Origin of the sequence: Streptacidiphilus pinicola, assembly GCF_003258295.1 — a bacterium.
Classification (GTDB): domain Bacteria; phylum Actinomycetota; class Actinomycetes; order Streptomycetales; family Streptomycetaceae; genus Streptacidiphilus; species Streptacidiphilus pinicola.
Genome location: NZ_QKYN01000192.1, coordinates 773 through 14,691, shown reverse-complemented (window position 1 = coordinate 14,691; position 13,919 = coordinate 773). Strand labels below are relative to the sequence as shown.

The following is a 13,919-nucleotide window of genomic DNA, read 5'->3' as shown; positions in this document are numbered from 1 at the left end:
GCCCTGGATGTTGCCGTTCTGGGCGCCGGCGTCGTGGTGCTGGCCGTGATCGTGGCGGTGGCGCAGTGACGATCAAGGCAGTGACGATCAAGGCAGTGCCGACTCGGACCTTCTGCTGCACGGAGGCGACCGCCCGATGACCGCCCTGCTCCTCGCCCTGCTCGCGCTGCCGCTGGCCGGCGCCGCCGCCACGCTGCTGCCCCCGCTCGGCTGACGCCCCGCGCCCTGGCCCGGCGTCGCCCTCACCGGCGCCGGCCCGTGCCCGCCCACCCCGCCGGCCGCCGCCTTGAGCGCCGCCGCGAGGTCGAAGGTGTCCGCGGAGTTCGGCAGGGTGACCGAGACCGGGACGCCGTAGTCGGCGAAGTGGCGGTCGATGTCCAGGTCGCCCTTCTGCGTCACCGTGTGCTCCTGCACCCGGACCGGCAGCGCCCGCTCGTTCAGCCAGATGTCCACGTCCTCGCCGGTCAGCCCGATGCTCGTGTCGGCCTTGCCGAGGGTCTGGCGCTGGGCCCCGGTCAGGCCCGGTATGGCCGCCAGCATCTGGTCGAGCGTCAGGTGGCCCGAGTAGTGCGTGGTCGCCTGGCCGTCCATGGTCTCCCGGCCGACGCTCCGGACACCCTTGTCGCCGGTGAGCGCCCGCACGGTCTGGACCGGCGAGATCTGCTTCAGCGCGCTGTCCATGCCACCGCCGAGGCTCGACGCCTGCGGGTTCCTGGAGAGCGCCGCGATCTCGGCGAAGTCCAGCTTCATCCACGACTTGCCGCCGGTCTGCGCCAGCGCCGTCGGGTTGCTGACCTTCATGTAGATCGCCCCGCCCACGATCACGGCCGGGAGGCTGCCGTCGGTGGAGAGCGCGGCCATGCCCGGGGCTCCGGTCACGTCGCCCGTGAAGCGCATGCCGGAGTCCCAGGCCATCGCGCCCTTCATGGTCTCCGCGGTGGCCGCTCCGGGCATCCGGATCGTGGCGGTGACCTTCGCCGAGTTCTGCGACTGCAGGTGGGTGTTGGCCAGCCCGAGCGCGGCCAGCGCGTCCGCCGGCAGTGCGGAGGCGGCCTGGGCGGCCGCGTGGGCGGCGTCGCTGGTGGCCTGCTTGGCGGTGGAACACGCGGTCAGGCCGGTGAGGGCCAGGGCCGCGACGGCGGCGAGCGCCGGCGTCCGGTTCGTTCTCATCGTGGGTTCCCCCCAGCTCAGGATCCGGATCAGGATCGGACCAGTGACGCTACACCTGTCCTTCGACGACGAACGGGCCGGTACCCGCTCCCGCAAGGGAGCTGGTACCGGCCCGTTACAGACCTACGTGGCTGAGGTGACTCAGACCGACGCCGGGTCCTCCTCGACGAGGAGGTTGCGGGTGCGGTTCGGGTCGACCTGGATGCCGGGGCCCATCGTGGTGCTGATGGCGACCTTCTTGATGTAGCGGCCCTTGGCGGCGGACGGCTTGGCCCGGAGGACCTCCTCGAGCGCCGCGGCGTAGTTCTCGACCAGCTTCTCGATGTCGAAGGAGGCCTTGCCGATGATCAGGTGCAGGTTCGAGTGCTTGTCGACGCGGAACTCGATCTTGCCGCCCTTGATCTCCGTGACGGCCTTCGCCACGTCGACGGTGACGGTGCCGGTCTTCGGGTTCGGCATCAGACCACGGGGACCGAGCACGCGGCCGAGGCGGCCGACCTTGCCCATGAGGTCCGGGGTGGCGACGACGGCGTCGAAGTCCAGGCGACCCTTGGCGACCTCGTCGATCAGCTCGTCGGCACCGACGATGTCGGCGCCCGCAGCCTCCGCGGCCGCGGCACGGTCACCGGTCGCGAAGACCAGGACCCGGGCGGTCTTGCCGGTGCCGTGCGGGAGGTTCACGGTGCTGCGGACCATCTGGTCGGCCTTGCGCGGGTCGACACCCAGACGCATGGCGACCTCGACGGTCGAGTCGAACTTGGTGGTGGAGGTCTCCTTGGCGAGGCGGATGGCCTCGAGGGGGGCGTACAGACGCTCGCGGTCGACCTTGGCGGCCGCGGCAGTCAGAGCCTTGCTGCGCTTCACTGCTGCTCCTACTGGATCTCTTGGCGTGGAGTCGTGGTTGCTACGGACCGCGCCCGGCCCTACCACGGGTGGTGCTCTACCGAGGGGTTCAGCCCTCGACGGTGATGCCCATCGAACGAGCGGTACCGGCGATGATGCGCTCGGCCATCTCGATGTCGTTCGCGTTCAGGTCGGGCATCTTCGTGGTGGCGATCTCGCGGACCTGGGCAGCCGTGATCTTGGCGACCTTGGTCTTGTGCGGCTCGCCGGAGCCCTTCTCCACGCCCGCGGCCTTGAGGATCAGCTTGGCGGCCGGCGGAGTCTTGGTGATGAAGGTGAAGGAACGGTCCTCGTAGACCGTGATCTCCACCGGGATCACCATGCCACGCTGCGACTCGGTGGCCGCGTTGTAGGCCTTGCAGAACTCCATGATGTTGACGCCGTGCTGGCCCAGGGCCGGGCCGACGGGCGGCGCGGGGTTGGCCGCGCCGGCGTTGATCTGGAGCTTGATAAGCCCCGTGACCTTCTTCTTCTTGGGAGGCATGCTCTCTCCGGGTCCTTACGAGAGGTGTCCCACCGGGCACGCGAAAGCGGACCGGCAGGGCCTGTGGGTTTCGGCGTGGCGCTCGTCCGACGGCCTGGGGCCGGAAACGGACAGGGCACACGCGCGACCAAGCATAGCCTGGTGCCGCGTGTGCCCTGAAATCGAGCGCCGCTGGGGCTGCCGGAGCAGCTCAGTCGTTCTTGGCGATCTGGTCGAAGGAGAGCTCGACCGGGGTCTCGCGGCCGAAGATCTCGACGAGGCCCTTGACCTTCTTCGAGTCCGGGTTGATCTCGTTGATGGTGGCCTGCAGCGTCGCGAACGGGCCGTCGGTGACGGTGACCGAGTCGCCGACCTCGAAGTCCAGCACCTGGACCTCGGCCGGACGGACCGGGCTCGGCTTGCCGGCCTCCTTGGCCGCGGCACGCTCGACGTCGGGGGCCAGCATCTTGACGACCTCGTCCAGCGTCAGCGGGTACGGGTCGTAGGCGTTGCCGACGAAGCCGGTGACACCCGGGGTGTTGCGGACGACGCCCCAGGACTCGTTCGTCAGGTCCATGCGCACCAGCACGTAGCCGGGGAGCTTGTTCTGGCGGATGGTCTTCCGGTCGCCGTTCTTGATCTGGACGACCTCTTCCTGCGGCACCTCGGCCTGGTAGATGTAGTCCTCGACGTTCAGCGAGACGGCACGCTGCTCCAGGTTGGCCTTCACCCGGTTCTCGTAGCCGGCGTAGGTGTGGATGACGTACCACTCGCCCGGGGCGATGCGCAGTTCCTCACGGAACGCGGCCACCGGGTCGATCTCCACACCGTCCTCCTCCTCGGAGACGGTGGAACCGGACTCCTCGAAGGCCTCCGTCGCGGCGGACTCGTCGTCGCTGACCACGGTCACGGCCTCTTCCTCCGCGGAGCGGCCGGCCTCTTCCTCGGCAGCCTCGACCTCGTCGACGTCCGCGCCGCTGTCGACGATCTCCTCGAAGTGGGACTCAGACACGTTGGCTGCTTCTTCCTGCTTGTTGCGATCGGTGGATTCAACGATACCGAAGCAAAGGTAGCGGAGCGCCCGGACAGCCGGACGAGCCGCACAAGAGGTGAGCGTCAGCCAGAGGGTGAACGTCAGCCGAAGACGAGCTGAGCGAGCTTCACGAAGCCGGTGTCGAGACCGTAGACGATCGCCATGATCACCAGGACGAAGGTGATGACCACCGTGGTGTAGGAGGTCAGGTCGGAGCGCGACGGCCAGACGACCTTGCGCAGCTCGGTGATGACCTGACGGTAGAAGAGAGCGATCCGCTTGAGGACGTTCGGGCGCTTCTCGCGCTTGCGACCGCCCGTGCCCTCCGGGTCACCGGACTTGCGAGCACGCTTCCGGTCACGGCGGGAGAGATCCTCGCCACCGGCGGAGTTGCCGCTCTCAGGTGTGGCGGTGGAGCCCACGGTCTCCGTCACTTGTCCCTCACCTGATATCCGGGTACCTGTAGGGGCTCCCGCGTAGCGCGGGGCCCCTGTGTGCACTGCTGACGGTACCGCCTGTCCAAGGTTTCCGACAGAGCGGACAGCAGGGCCAGAGGGACTTGAACCCCCAACCGCCGGTTTTGGAGACCGGTGCTCTACCAATTGAGCTATAGCCCTTTGAGCCCGTGGTGCGGACTCGCAGTCCCAACCTACAGCATCGCGGCCACCGCACGGGTCTGCGGTCTGGCGTGCCGTTGGAAGGGCTTCCAACGAGGGTTGAGTGTAGGGGCTGGAAGCCCCGCACGTCGAATGCGTTCCCCGCGCGTTCCCTCGAGTGTTTCGGAGAGGACCGCAGTTCGGACCCGTTCGGGTCGCATTCCGGAATGCCGCCGCGCGCCCACAGGCCTTCTGCGAGCATGCGGCCATGAGCGCTGCCTCCTCCACCCCAGACGTATCCGTCCGTCCTGCCGACCGCCGGGTCTCGGCCCGCGTCGGCGCCATCGCGGAGTCCGCGACGCTGGCCGTCGACGCCAAGGCGAAGGCCCTCAAGGCCGCCGGGCGCCCGGTCATCGGCTTCGGCGCGGGCGAGCCGGACTTCCCCACGCCGGACTACATCGTCGAGGAAGCCGTGGCCGCGTGCCGCGACCCGAGGAACCACCGCTACACCCCGGCCGGCGGCCTGCCCGAGCTCAAGGCCGCCATCGCCGCGAAGACGCTGCGCGACTCCGGCTGGGCCGTCGACGCCTCCCAGGTACTCGTCACCAACGGCGGCAAGCAGGCCATCTACCAGGCCTTCGCCGCGATCCTGGACCCGGGCGACGAGGTGATCGTCCCGGCCCCCTACTGGACCACCTACCCCGAGTCGATCCAGCTCGCGGGCGGCGTCGCGGTCGAGGTGGTGGCCGACGAGTCCACCGGATACAAGGTCTCCGTCGAGCAGTTGGAGGCGGCCCGCACCGAGAACACCAAGGTGCTGCTCTTCGTCTCCCCCTCGAACCCGACCGGCGCCGTCTACACCCGCGCCGAGGTCGAGGCGGTCGGCCGCTGGGCCGTCGAGCACGGCCTGTGGGTGCTGACGGACGAGATCTACGAGCACCTCGTCTACGGGGACGCCGAGTTCGTCTCCATGCCGGTCGTGGTCCCGGAGCTGGCCGACAAGTGCATCGTGGTCAACGGCGTCGCCAAGACCTACGCGATGACCGGCTGGCGCGCGGGCTGGGTGATCGGCCCCAAGGACGTCATCAAGGCCGCGACCAACCTGCAGTCGCACGCCACCTCCAACGTCAGCAACGTCGCCCAGCGGGCGGCGCTGGCGGCCGTCGCCGGCGACCTGTCGGCGGTCGAGGAGATGAAGGTGGCCTTCGACCGGCGCCGCCGCACCATCGTCTCGATGCTCAACGAGATCGACGGGGTCCTGTGCCCCGAACCCGAGGGCGCGTTCTACGCCTACCCCTCGGTCAAGGCCCTGCTGGGCAAGGAGATCCGCGGCAGGCGCCCGGCCACCTCGGCGGAGCTGGCCTCCCTGATCCTCGACGAGGCCGAGGTCGCGGTCGTCCCCGGCGAGGCCTTCGGCACCCCGGGCTACCTCCGGCTGAGCTACGCGCTCGGCGACGACGACCTGGTCGAGGGCGTCAGCCGGCTCCAGAAGCTGCTGGGCGAAGCCCGCTGACGGACGTTGCACCAACCTGGGGGCGCGGGGAACCGCGCCCCTGAGGGCTCACGCCTCCCGGTAGGATCTGTGGATGGAACAGGTCCTTGCCCCGTCCCGTCCATCGACGGCGCCTTCCGCACCCCGTGACGTCCGGCTGCTGCCGAAGGCCCACCTGCACCTGCACTTCACCGGCTCCATGCGCCCCGCAACCCTGCTGGAGCTCGCCGACAAGCACGGCGTCCGGCTGCCCGAGGCACTCGTCAGCGCCGAGCCGCCCAAGCTGCGGGCCACCGACGAGCGGGGCTGGTTCCGGTTCCAGCGCCTCTACGACGCCGCGCGCAACTGCCTGCAGGACGAGGAGGACATCCGGCGGCTGGTCCGCGAGGCCGCCGAGGACGAGCGGGCCGACGGCTCCGGCTGGTTGGAGATCCAGGTCGACCCGACCTCCTACGCGCCGCGCCTCGGCGGGCTGATCCCCGCGCTGGAGCTGGTGCTCGACGCCGCGGACGACGCCTCCCGGCGGTCCGGCGTCGGCATCCGCGTGCTGGTGGCCGCGAACCGGATGAAGCACCCGCTGGACGCCCGCACCCTCGCCCGTCTCGCGGTGCGCTACGCGGACCAGGGCGTCGTCGGCTTCGGGCTGTCGAACGACGAACGCCGGGGCTTGGCACGGGACTTCGACCGCGCCTTCCGGATCGCCACCGAGGCGGGCCTGCTGGCCGCGCCGCACGGCGGCGAGCTGGCCGGGCCTTCGAGCGTGCGCTCCTGCCTCGACGACCTGGGCGCGCGCCGCGTCGGCCACGGCGTCCGGGCCGCCGAGAACCCCGCGCTGCTGCGGCGCCTCGCGCAGGAGCAGATCACCTGCGAGGTCTGCCCGGCGTCCAACGTCGCGCTCGGCGTGTACGAGCGCCCGGAGGACGTGCCGCTGCGCCGGCTCTTCGAGGCGGGCGTCCCGATGGCACTGGGTGCCGACGACCCACTGCTCTTCGGCTCGCGCCTGGCCGCGCAGTACGAGTCCGCGCGGCAGCACCACGGCTTCACCGACGAGGAGTTGGCCGAGCTGGCCCGGCAGAGCGTGCGCGGCTCCGTCGCCCCCGAGCCGGTCCGGACCGAACTCCTGTCGGGCATCGACGCCTGGCTGGCCGCACCGGCGGGTCAAGCGGAGTGATGCCTCGCACTTGAAGGCCCGTTTCCTGGGGGCACAGGCGTTCGTGGTGAGATGTGACGTCGAGCCGTCAACATCTGCCAGGAGTACTGCCCGTGATCGAGGCGCGTAGCCTGACCAAGCGCTACGGCGCCAAATCCGCCGTGGACAACCTGACCTTCGCGGTCAAGCCCGGCATCGTCACCGGATTCCTCGGCCCCAACGGGTCGGGCAAGTCCACGACGATGCGCCTGATCCTCGGCCTGGACGCGCCGACCGCGGGCGCGGCACTGATCGGGGGCGTGCCGTTCCGGCAGCTCACGCATCCGGCCCGGACCGTCGGCGCGCTGCTCGACGCCAAGTCCCTGCACCCCGGGCGCAGCGCGCGGGCCAACCTGCTGAGCCTGGCCCGGCTGAGCGGCCTGCCGAGCCGTCGGGTGGACGAAGTCCTGGGCCTGGTCGGCCTGCAGGAGGTCGCGGGAAAGCGCTCCGGCGGCTTCTCGCTCGGCATGGGCCAGCGCCTGGGCATCGCCGCCGCGCTGCTCGGCGACCCGCAGGTGCTGATGCTGGACGAGCCGGTCAACGGACTGGACCCCGAGGGCGTGCTCTGGATCCGCCAACTGATCCGCGGCTGGGCCGCGGAGGGCCGGACCGTCTTCGTCTCCAGCCACCTGATGAGCGAGATGGCGCTGACCGCCGACCACCTGGTCATCATCGGCCAGGGCAGGCTGCTGGCGGACATGAGCCTGCAGGCCTTCGTCAACCAGTACTCGACCGGCCACGTCGCCATCCGCTGCGCGCCCGAGGACACCGCCCGCCTGATCCCCGCGCTCGCCGCCGCGGGCGGCAACGCCCAGCCGCAGCCCGGAGGCGCGCTCCGCGTCACGGGCATGGAGGCGCACCAGATCAGCGAGTTGGCGCACGCCCAGGGCATCCGCCTGCTCGAACTGGCGCCCCAGCAGGCCTCCTTGGAGGAGGCGTACATGGCGATGACCCAGCAGGCGGTGGAGTACCGCGCCGCACCGGTGCCCGGCCAGCCGATGCCGGGCCAGCAGATGCCCGGTCAGCCGATGCCGGGCGCGCCCGGGCCGGGTCAGTACCCGCAGCAGCAGGCTCCCGCGCCGGCCGCCGCCCCGCAGGGCTACCCCGCGCAGCCGGGGTACGGCGGGCAGCCCGGGTACGGCGGACAACCGGGGTACGGGGCCCAGCCCGGCTACGGCATGCAGCAGCCCGGCGCCTATCCCCCGCCGCCGCAGCAACCTGGTGCGCCGAACTACGGCTACCCGCAGGCGCAGCCGCCCCAGCCCCAGCAGTCCGCCCCGGCCTACCCCTATGCGGGCCCGAAGAGCGAGGGATGACCGTGTCGCAGCCGTACTCGTCCTACCCGTCCCCGCAGCCGCCCGTCGGCTACGCGCCGCAGCCGCAGCCGGGCTACCCGATGCAGGCTCCCCCGATGCAGGCCCCGCCGATGCAACAACAGCAGCCGATGCGGCCCGCGGCCTCGGGGCCGAGGCCGAACATCCTGAACATGGTCGCGTCCGAGTGGACCAAGCTGTGGACCACCCGCGCGACGCTCTGGCTGCTCGCCAGCGCGCTGGTCGTCATGCCGGCCATGGACCTGCTGCTCACCGAGCACTACAGCGGCAACGAGGTCGTCTTCCGGGACCAGTTCCTCAGCAACTCCGCCATCGCCGCGCTCACCGCGGTCATGCTCTTCGTGCCCTTCGGCACGCTGGTGATCACCACGGAGTACACCTCCGGCATGATGCGCAACACCCTCATCGCCGCCCCGCGCCGGCTGGAGGTGCTCACCGCCAAGGTGCTGGTGCTCTTCCTCGGCTCGTTCCTCGCGGGCACCGCGCTCTGCGCGGTCTGCGTGCTGACGGCGAAGTCGATGCTGCCCGGCAACCACGGCGACGCCGCCCCGAGCTCCGAGATCACCGAGGCGATCTTCGGCGGTGGGCTCTTCCTGGCCCTGTGCGCCCTGCTCTCGTTCGCCATCGGCACGCTGCTGCGCCGCTCCGCGCCGACCGTCGTGATCCTGATGGCGCTGATCTTCCTGCCGTTCGTGATCGGCGTCGTCTCCGGCGGAACCCCGGGCGGCCTCGGGGACAAGCTGATGAGCTACTCGCTCTTCTCCGGCCTGTTCGCGCAGTTCAGCCAGCACATGACCGACAACGCCCCGTCCGGCACCAGCATGCTGGAGCTGGTGGGCGTCGTGACGGTGGTGCTCCTGGGCGGCGGCTACGCCGCCTTCCTGCTGCGCGACGCCTGACGCACGACGCCCGGCGACGCCCGAGGAGCACCCCGGGCGTCCGCTACAGCTCGACGCCGACCATCACCGGCTCGTTCACCAGGGTCACCCCGAACGCGGCGTGGACGCCGTCGCGGACCTCGCGGGCCAGGGCCAGCAGGTCGGCGGCGGTGGCGGCGCCGCGGTTGGTGAGGGCGAGGGTGTGCTTGCCGGAGAGGCGGGCCGGGCCGGCGCCGTAGCCCTTGGTGAAACCGGCCTTGTCGATCAGCCAGGCCGCGGAGGTCTTCACCCGGCCCTCCCCCGCCGGGTAGGCGGGCGGCTGGACGTCGGGGCCGAGCCGCTCGGCGACGCGGGCCAGGAACGCGGCGTGCTCGGCCTCGGTCAGGATCGGGTTGGTGAAGAAGGAGCCGGCCGACCAGCTGTCGTGGTCCTCGGGGTCCAGCACCATGCCCTTGCCCGCGCGCAGCTTCAGCACCGTCTCCCGGGCCGCCCGCAGGTCCGCGCGCTCGCCCTCGGCGACGCCCAGCGCGCGCGCCGTCTCGGTGTAGCGGACCGGCCCGGAGGCGCCGTCCGCGTCGTTGAGGGCGAAGGTGACGCGCAGCACGACGTAGCGATCGGGATCGGCCTTGAAGCGGCTGTGGCGGTAGGCGAAGCCGCAGTCGGCGGCCGGGACGGTCACCGTCTCGCCCGCGCGGCGGTCGTAGGCGACGACCTCGGTGACCGTGTCGGCCACCTCCTGGCCGTAGGCGCCGACGTTCTGCACCGGCGTCGCGCCGGCCGAGCCGGGGATGCCGGCCAGGAACTCGATGCCGGACAGGCCGTGCTCCAGCACCGCGCGGTCGACGGCCTCGGTCCAGACCTCGCCCGCGGCGAGGGTGAGCCGGGTGCCGTCGAGGTCGAAGCCCTTGGTGGCGATCCGCAGCACGGTGCCGGGGAAGCCGGCGTCGCCGATCACCAGGTTCGAGCCGCCGCCGAGGACCAGCAGCGGCTCGCCCGCCGCGTCGGCGGCACGGACGACGGCGACGACCTCGTCATCGGTCGTCGCCGTCACCAGCCGGGCGGCGGGGCCGCCGATCCGGAGCGTGGTCAGGGGGGCCAGGGGCGCGTCATGGAGTTCCTGCACGGGGTCTAGCGTACGGGCCGCCGTGCCCGCCCCCGTCAGGCCACCGGCACCGGGGAGCTGTCCGCCGCGTCCGTGCTCGGCTCGCCCGAGGCGATCGGCTGGGCGGCCGCGGCGCGGGAGCGGCGCGGGGCGCAGAGGATCGCGACGGTCGCGGCGGCGATGGCGGCCGCGCCCACCCACAGGGCCGGGGTGAGGCCGTTGACGTAGCTCTGGCCGCTGGCGTAGCTGCCGTGGGCGGTGAAGACCGACGTCAGCACCGCGACACCGAGCGCGCCGCCGACCTCGCGCAGGGCGTTGTTGGCGCCGGAGGCCACGCCCTGCTCCTGCGGCCGGACCGAGCCCATCAGCACCGCCGCGACCGGGGCGAAGAAGAGCGCCATGCCGGTGCCGGAGATGATCAGCGCCGGGACCTGCGAGGCGTAGCTGACGTCCGGGGTGACGATGAGCGCGAACCAGGCCAGGCCCACCGCCTGCATCGCCAGGCCGATCGCGATGACCACCCGGCCGCCGATCCGGTCCACCAGCAGCCCGGCCAGCGGGGCGACGAGCATCGGCATGCCCGTCCAGGGCAGCATCCGCACACCCGCCGTCATCGGGCTGTACCCCTGGACGTTCTGCAGGAACTGGCTGAGCAGGAAGATCGCGCCGAACATGCCGAGCGACATCAGCATCGAGGCCGCGTTCACGGCGGAGAAGGTGCGGATCCGGAAGAGCCGCAGCGGCAGCAGCGGGGTCGCGGTGCGGGTCTCCCAGACCAGGAAGGAGACCAGCAGCAGGGCGCCGACCACCAGGCCGGAGAGCACCGTCGCGCTGGTCCAGCCGTCGGAGTTGCCGCGGATCAGGGCGTAGACGACGCCGAAGAGGCCGGAGCTGGCCAGACCGGTTCCCACCACGTCCAGACGGCCGTTGGGGCCATGGGACTCGGCCAGCCGCAGCCGGGCGAGCGGCAGCAGCGCGAGGCCGATGGGGACGTTGAGCGCGAAGATCCACTGCCAGGAGAGGTGCTCGACGATGGTGCCGCCGATGAGCGGGCCGAGCGCCACGGCCATGCCGTTGACCGCTCCCCAGGCGCCGAAGGCGAGCCCGCGCCGGGCGACCGGCACGGCCGCGGTGAGCAGGGTCAGGCTGACGGGTGTGAGCAGTGCCGCTCCGACGCCCTGGGCCGCCCGGGCCGCGACCAGCGCGCCGATGTTGGGCGCGAGCGAGGCGGCGAGGGAGGAGAGCGTGAACAGGGCGAGGCCGGTGGTGAACACGCGTCGCCGGCCGAAGCGGTCGCCGAGGGCCGCGCCGAGCATCAGCAGCACGGCGAAGGTCAGGGTGTAGGCGTTGACGGTCCACTCGAGGTCGGTGATCCCCCCACCCAGGTGGGCCCGGATGGATGGCAGGGCCGTGGTCACCACGAGGTTGTCGAGGGCGGCCATGAAGCCGGCGGTGCTGGTGATGAGGAAGGCCCAGACGGCTGGACTGATCTTGCGCATGATTCCCCCAGGCGCGATTGGTAGTAATCAATCAATAACTTTGACGGTCAAAAAAACACGCTTCGGCTCGGTCACTCGGAGACGGGGACCGCGGGGCAGCCCACGTACTCCTCGCCGAAGCCCTGCCACAGACGGTGCTCCACCGGAAATCCCATGGCGACCAGGTTGTTGATCAGCATCCCGTAGGCGAAGAACTCCGTGATCTCCTCCGGCGACGCGCCGGTGGCCGCGGCCACGGAGTCCCACAGATCCGTCCAGAGCGCACGGACGGCCTCGCCCACCTCGTGATCGCCGGCGGCCTCGGCGGCGGCCGTGGAGACGTACATCTGCAGCTGCATCAGCAGCCACGACTTGTCCCTGATCAGCTCGAAGTAGACCGCGGCCATCGCCTGGCGGGCCTCCTCGCCCTCCTTGCCCTCGGCGGCGCGAAGGAAGGTCTCCTTGAGCTCCTCGATGCAGCGCCGGACGGCGGCCTCGAAGAGCGCCCGCTTGTTCTCGAACAGGCGGAAGAGATAGGGCTGCGACACCCCGACCCGACGGGCGATCGCCGCGGTCGAGGTGCCGTTGTAGCCACGGTCGGCGAACTCGACCATGGCGGCGCGGATGACGCTCTCGCGTCGCTCCTCCGCGCTCATTCGCATGCTCGTCTTCGCCATGCTTCAAAGTTAGTGGTTGATTACTAACTACGTCAAGAGGTGGATGTGAGTTCCGTCTCGACCGGCTCGTCCGACCAGGTCAGGGCCGGTCCGAGCCGGTCAGGGCAGGGCCGGTCAGGCCAGCTGGACGACGGCCCGGGACATGCCGAGCACCTTCTGCCCCGCGCTGGTCGCGACCAGGTCGACCCGGATCCGGCGGTCGTCCAGCTTGGCCGCGACCTTGCCGGTGACCTCGATCACGGCGCCCGCCTCGTCGTTGGCCACGACGACCGGCTTGGTGAAGCGGACCCCGTACTCGACGACCGCGCCGGGGTCGACCACCCAGTCGGTGACCACGCGGACCGCCTCGGCCATCGTGAACATGCCGTGGGCGATGACGTCCGGCAGGCCGACCGCCTTGGCGAAGGCCTCGTTCCAGTGGATCGGGTTGAAGTCGCCCGAGGCGCCGGCGTACTGCACCAGCGTGGCCCGGGTCACCGGGAAGGACTGCGCCGGCAGCTCGGTGCCGACCTCGACCTCGTCGTAGTTGATGCTCGCGCCCATCGTGTTCCTCACTCCCCCTCGGCCGCGCGGGCCACAAGCGTCATGTAGGCCGTCACCACGTGCTCGCCGCTCTCCTCGGCGACCTCGCCGCGGACGGAGAGGATGTCGTTGCCGGCCAGCGACTTGATCGAGTCGATCACGCAGGTCACGCTCAGCCGGTCACCGGCCCGGACCGGGCGGGTGTAGACGAAGCGCTGGTCGCCGTGGACGACGCGGGTGAAGTCCAGGCCCAGCTCCGGGTCCTGAACCACCTGGGCCGCGGCGCGGTAGGTGATCACGAAAGGGAAGGTCGGCGGGGCGATCACGTCCGGGTGACCGAGGGCCTTGGCGGCCTCGCGGTCCGCGTAGGCCGGGTTGGCGTCGCGGACGGCCTCGGCGAACTCGCGGATCTTCTCGCGGCCCACCTCGTAGGCCGGGGTGGGCGGGTAGGACCGCCCGATGAAGGAGGGGTCCAGCGGCATGCGTGACTCCTGAGGTCGATTGAGGTCGATGGACGAGCAGGTCCGAGGACCGGCATGGATGCGGACGCGACGAAGGCCGCCCCCAACAGGTGGGAGCGGCCTTCGCCTGAAAACCATCGGTCGAGACCGACCCGGTGCCGTGAGGCGTGGGGTCAGCGGGTCTCGCGGTGCGCGGTGTGAGCGTTGCAGCGGGGGCAGTGCTTCTTCAGCTCAAGACGATCCGGGTCGTTACGCCGGTTCTTCTTGGTGATGTAGTTCCGCTCCTTGCACTCCACGCACGCCAGCGTGATCTTCGGACGGACATCAGTGGCGGCCACGGGAGTGCCTTCCTCGGACAGACAACGTTACAGACAGACAAGAGTAGCCGATCGGGTCACTGACCGAAAATCGGCTACAGGCGTGGTAGCGGTGACCGGACTTGAACCGGTGACACAGCGATTATGAGCCGCTTGCTCTACCAACTGAGCTACACCGCCACGACGATCGCGTTCCCCGCCGAGCGGAGAGGAACCCTCTCATCCGAGCCCCCATGCGGAATCGAACCGCAGACCTTCTCCTTACCATGGAGACGCTCTACCGACTGAGCTATAGGGGCGAACG

Annotated in this window: 15 protein-coding genes and 3 tRNA genes; 4 read left to right on the top strand and 14 right to left on the bottom strand. The window is 70.8% G+C overall.

Going from position 1 to position 13,919, the window contains the following annotated elements; all coding sequences use genetic code 11:
- Window positions 1-87: 87 nt before the first annotated feature.
- The 6 genes from DN069_RS35990 to DN069_RS35965 form a co-directional block, all read right to left on the bottom strand.
- Window positions 88-1,170 (bottom strand): SCO4651 family lipoprotein, encoded by a 1,083-nt coding sequence (locus tag DN069_RS35990; protein ID WP_111507467.1) that lies wholly within the window; start codon window positions 1,168-1,170, stop codon window positions 88-90.
- Window positions 1,171-1,311: 141 nt separating this feature from the next.
- Window positions 1,312-2,034, bottom strand: coding sequence for a 50S ribosomal protein L1 (gene rplA, locus DN069_RS35985; RefSeq protein WP_111507466.1), 723 nt, complete (start codon window positions 2,032-2,034; stop codon window positions 1,312-1,314).
- 88 nt (window positions 2,035-2,122) lie between these two features.
- A complete protein-coding gene (rplK, locus tag DN069_RS35980; protein WP_042387025.1) occupies window positions 2,123-2,557 on the bottom strand; it encodes a 50S ribosomal protein L11 in 435 nt (144 codons plus the stop codon).
- A gap of 190 nt (window positions 2,558-2,747) precedes the next feature.
- Window positions 2,748-3,548, bottom strand: coding sequence for a transcription termination/antitermination protein NusG (nusG, locus tag DN069_RS35975; RefSeq protein ID WP_243640225.1), 801 nt, complete (start codon window positions 3,546-3,548; stop codon window positions 2,748-2,750).
- Window positions 3,549-3,670: 122 nt separating this feature from the next.
- Complete coding sequence (secE, locus tag DN069_RS35970) at window positions 3,671-4,003, bottom strand: preprotein translocase subunit SecE (protein WP_165845789.1); 333 nt, start codon at window positions 4,001-4,003, stop codon at window positions 3,671-3,673.
- Between the two features lie 110 nt (window positions 4,004-4,113).
- Window positions 4,114-4,186: transfer RNA gene (locus tag DN069_RS35965), tRNA-Trp, on the bottom strand.
- A gap of 247 nt (window positions 4,187-4,433) precedes the next feature.
- Here DN069_RS35965 and DN069_RS35960 point away from each other — a divergent pair.
- The 4 genes from DN069_RS35960 to DN069_RS35945 all read left to right on the top strand — a co-directional run bounded on the left by DN069_RS35960 (window position 4,434) and on the right by DN069_RS35945 (window position 9,079).
- A complete protein-coding gene (locus tag DN069_RS35960; RefSeq protein ID WP_111507463.1) occupies window positions 4,434-5,678 on the top strand; it encodes a pyridoxal phosphate-dependent aminotransferase in 1,245 nt (414 codons plus the stop codon).
- Between the two features lie 73 nt (window positions 5,679-5,751).
- Entirely contained in the window at window positions 5,752-6,828 is a 1,077-nt protein-coding gene (locus DN069_RS35955) for an adenosine deaminase (RefSeq protein WP_111507462.1), read from the top strand.
- A 92-nt stretch (window positions 6,829-6,920) separates the two neighbouring features.
- Window positions 6,921-8,162 (top strand): ABC transporter ATP-binding protein, encoded by a 1,242-nt coding sequence (locus DN069_RS35950; RefSeq protein ID WP_111507461.1) that lies wholly within the window; start codon window positions 6,921-6,923, stop codon window positions 8,160-8,162.
- Window positions 8,159-9,079, top strand: coding sequence for an ABC transporter permease (locus DN069_RS35945; protein ID WP_111507460.1), 921 nt, complete (start codon window positions 8,159-8,161; stop codon window positions 9,077-9,079). The genes DN069_RS35950 and DN069_RS35945 overlap by 4 nt, the downstream gene beginning before the upstream one ends.
- 43 nt (window positions 9,080-9,122) lie before the next feature.
- On the opposite strand, the gene DN069_RS35940 is transcribed toward DN069_RS35945, so the two are convergent.
- The 8 genes from DN069_RS35940 to DN069_RS35905 all read right to left on the bottom strand — a co-directional run bounded on the left by DN069_RS35940 (window position 9,123) and on the right by DN069_RS35905 (window position 13,914).
- A complete protein-coding gene (locus DN069_RS35940; protein WP_279387954.1) occupies window positions 9,123-10,220 on the bottom strand; it encodes a UDP-N-acetylmuramate dehydrogenase in 1,098 nt (365 codons plus the stop codon).
- Window positions 10,217-11,659 carry a DHA2 family efflux MFS transporter permease subunit gene (locus DN069_RS35935; RefSeq protein ID WP_111507458.1) on the bottom strand — a complete coding sequence of 481 codons (1,443 nt, stop codon included), beginning with the start codon at window positions 11,657-11,659 and terminating at the stop codon, window positions 10,217-10,219. The genes DN069_RS35940 and DN069_RS35935 overlap by 4 nt, the downstream gene beginning before the upstream one ends.
- A gap of 71 nt (window positions 11,660-11,730) precedes the next feature.
- Window positions 11,731-12,294, bottom strand: a complete 564-nt coding sequence (locus DN069_RS35930) for a TetR/AcrR family transcriptional regulator (RefSeq protein WP_111507457.1) — start codon at window positions 12,292-12,294, stop codon at window positions 11,731-11,733.
- A 135-nt stretch (window positions 12,295-12,429) separates the two neighbouring features.
- Complete coding sequence (locus DN069_RS35925; RefSeq protein WP_111507456.1) at window positions 12,430-12,858, bottom strand: MaoC family dehydratase; 429 nt, start codon at window positions 12,856-12,858, stop codon at window positions 12,430-12,432.
- 8 nt (window positions 12,859-12,866) lie between these two features.
- Window positions 12,867-13,319: a MaoC family dehydratase N-terminal domain-containing protein gene (locus tag DN069_RS35920; RefSeq protein ID WP_111507455.1), complete on the bottom strand. Its 453-nt coding sequence runs from the start codon at window positions 13,317-13,319 to the stop codon at window positions 12,867-12,869.
- Between the two features lie 152 nt (window positions 13,320-13,471).
- Window positions 13,472-13,636, bottom strand: a complete 165-nt coding sequence (gene rpmG / locus DN069_RS35915) for a 50S ribosomal protein L33 (RefSeq protein ID WP_065962933.1) — start codon at window positions 13,634-13,636, stop codon at window positions 13,472-13,474.
- An 83-nt stretch (window positions 13,637-13,719) separates the two neighbouring features.
- Window positions 13,720-13,795: transfer RNA gene (locus DN069_RS35910), tRNA-Met, on the bottom strand.
- Window positions 13,796-13,841: 46 nt separating this feature from the next.
- A tRNA-Thr gene (locus DN069_RS35905) sits at window positions 13,842-13,914 on the bottom strand.
- Window positions 13,915-13,919 lie beyond the last annotated feature (5 nt).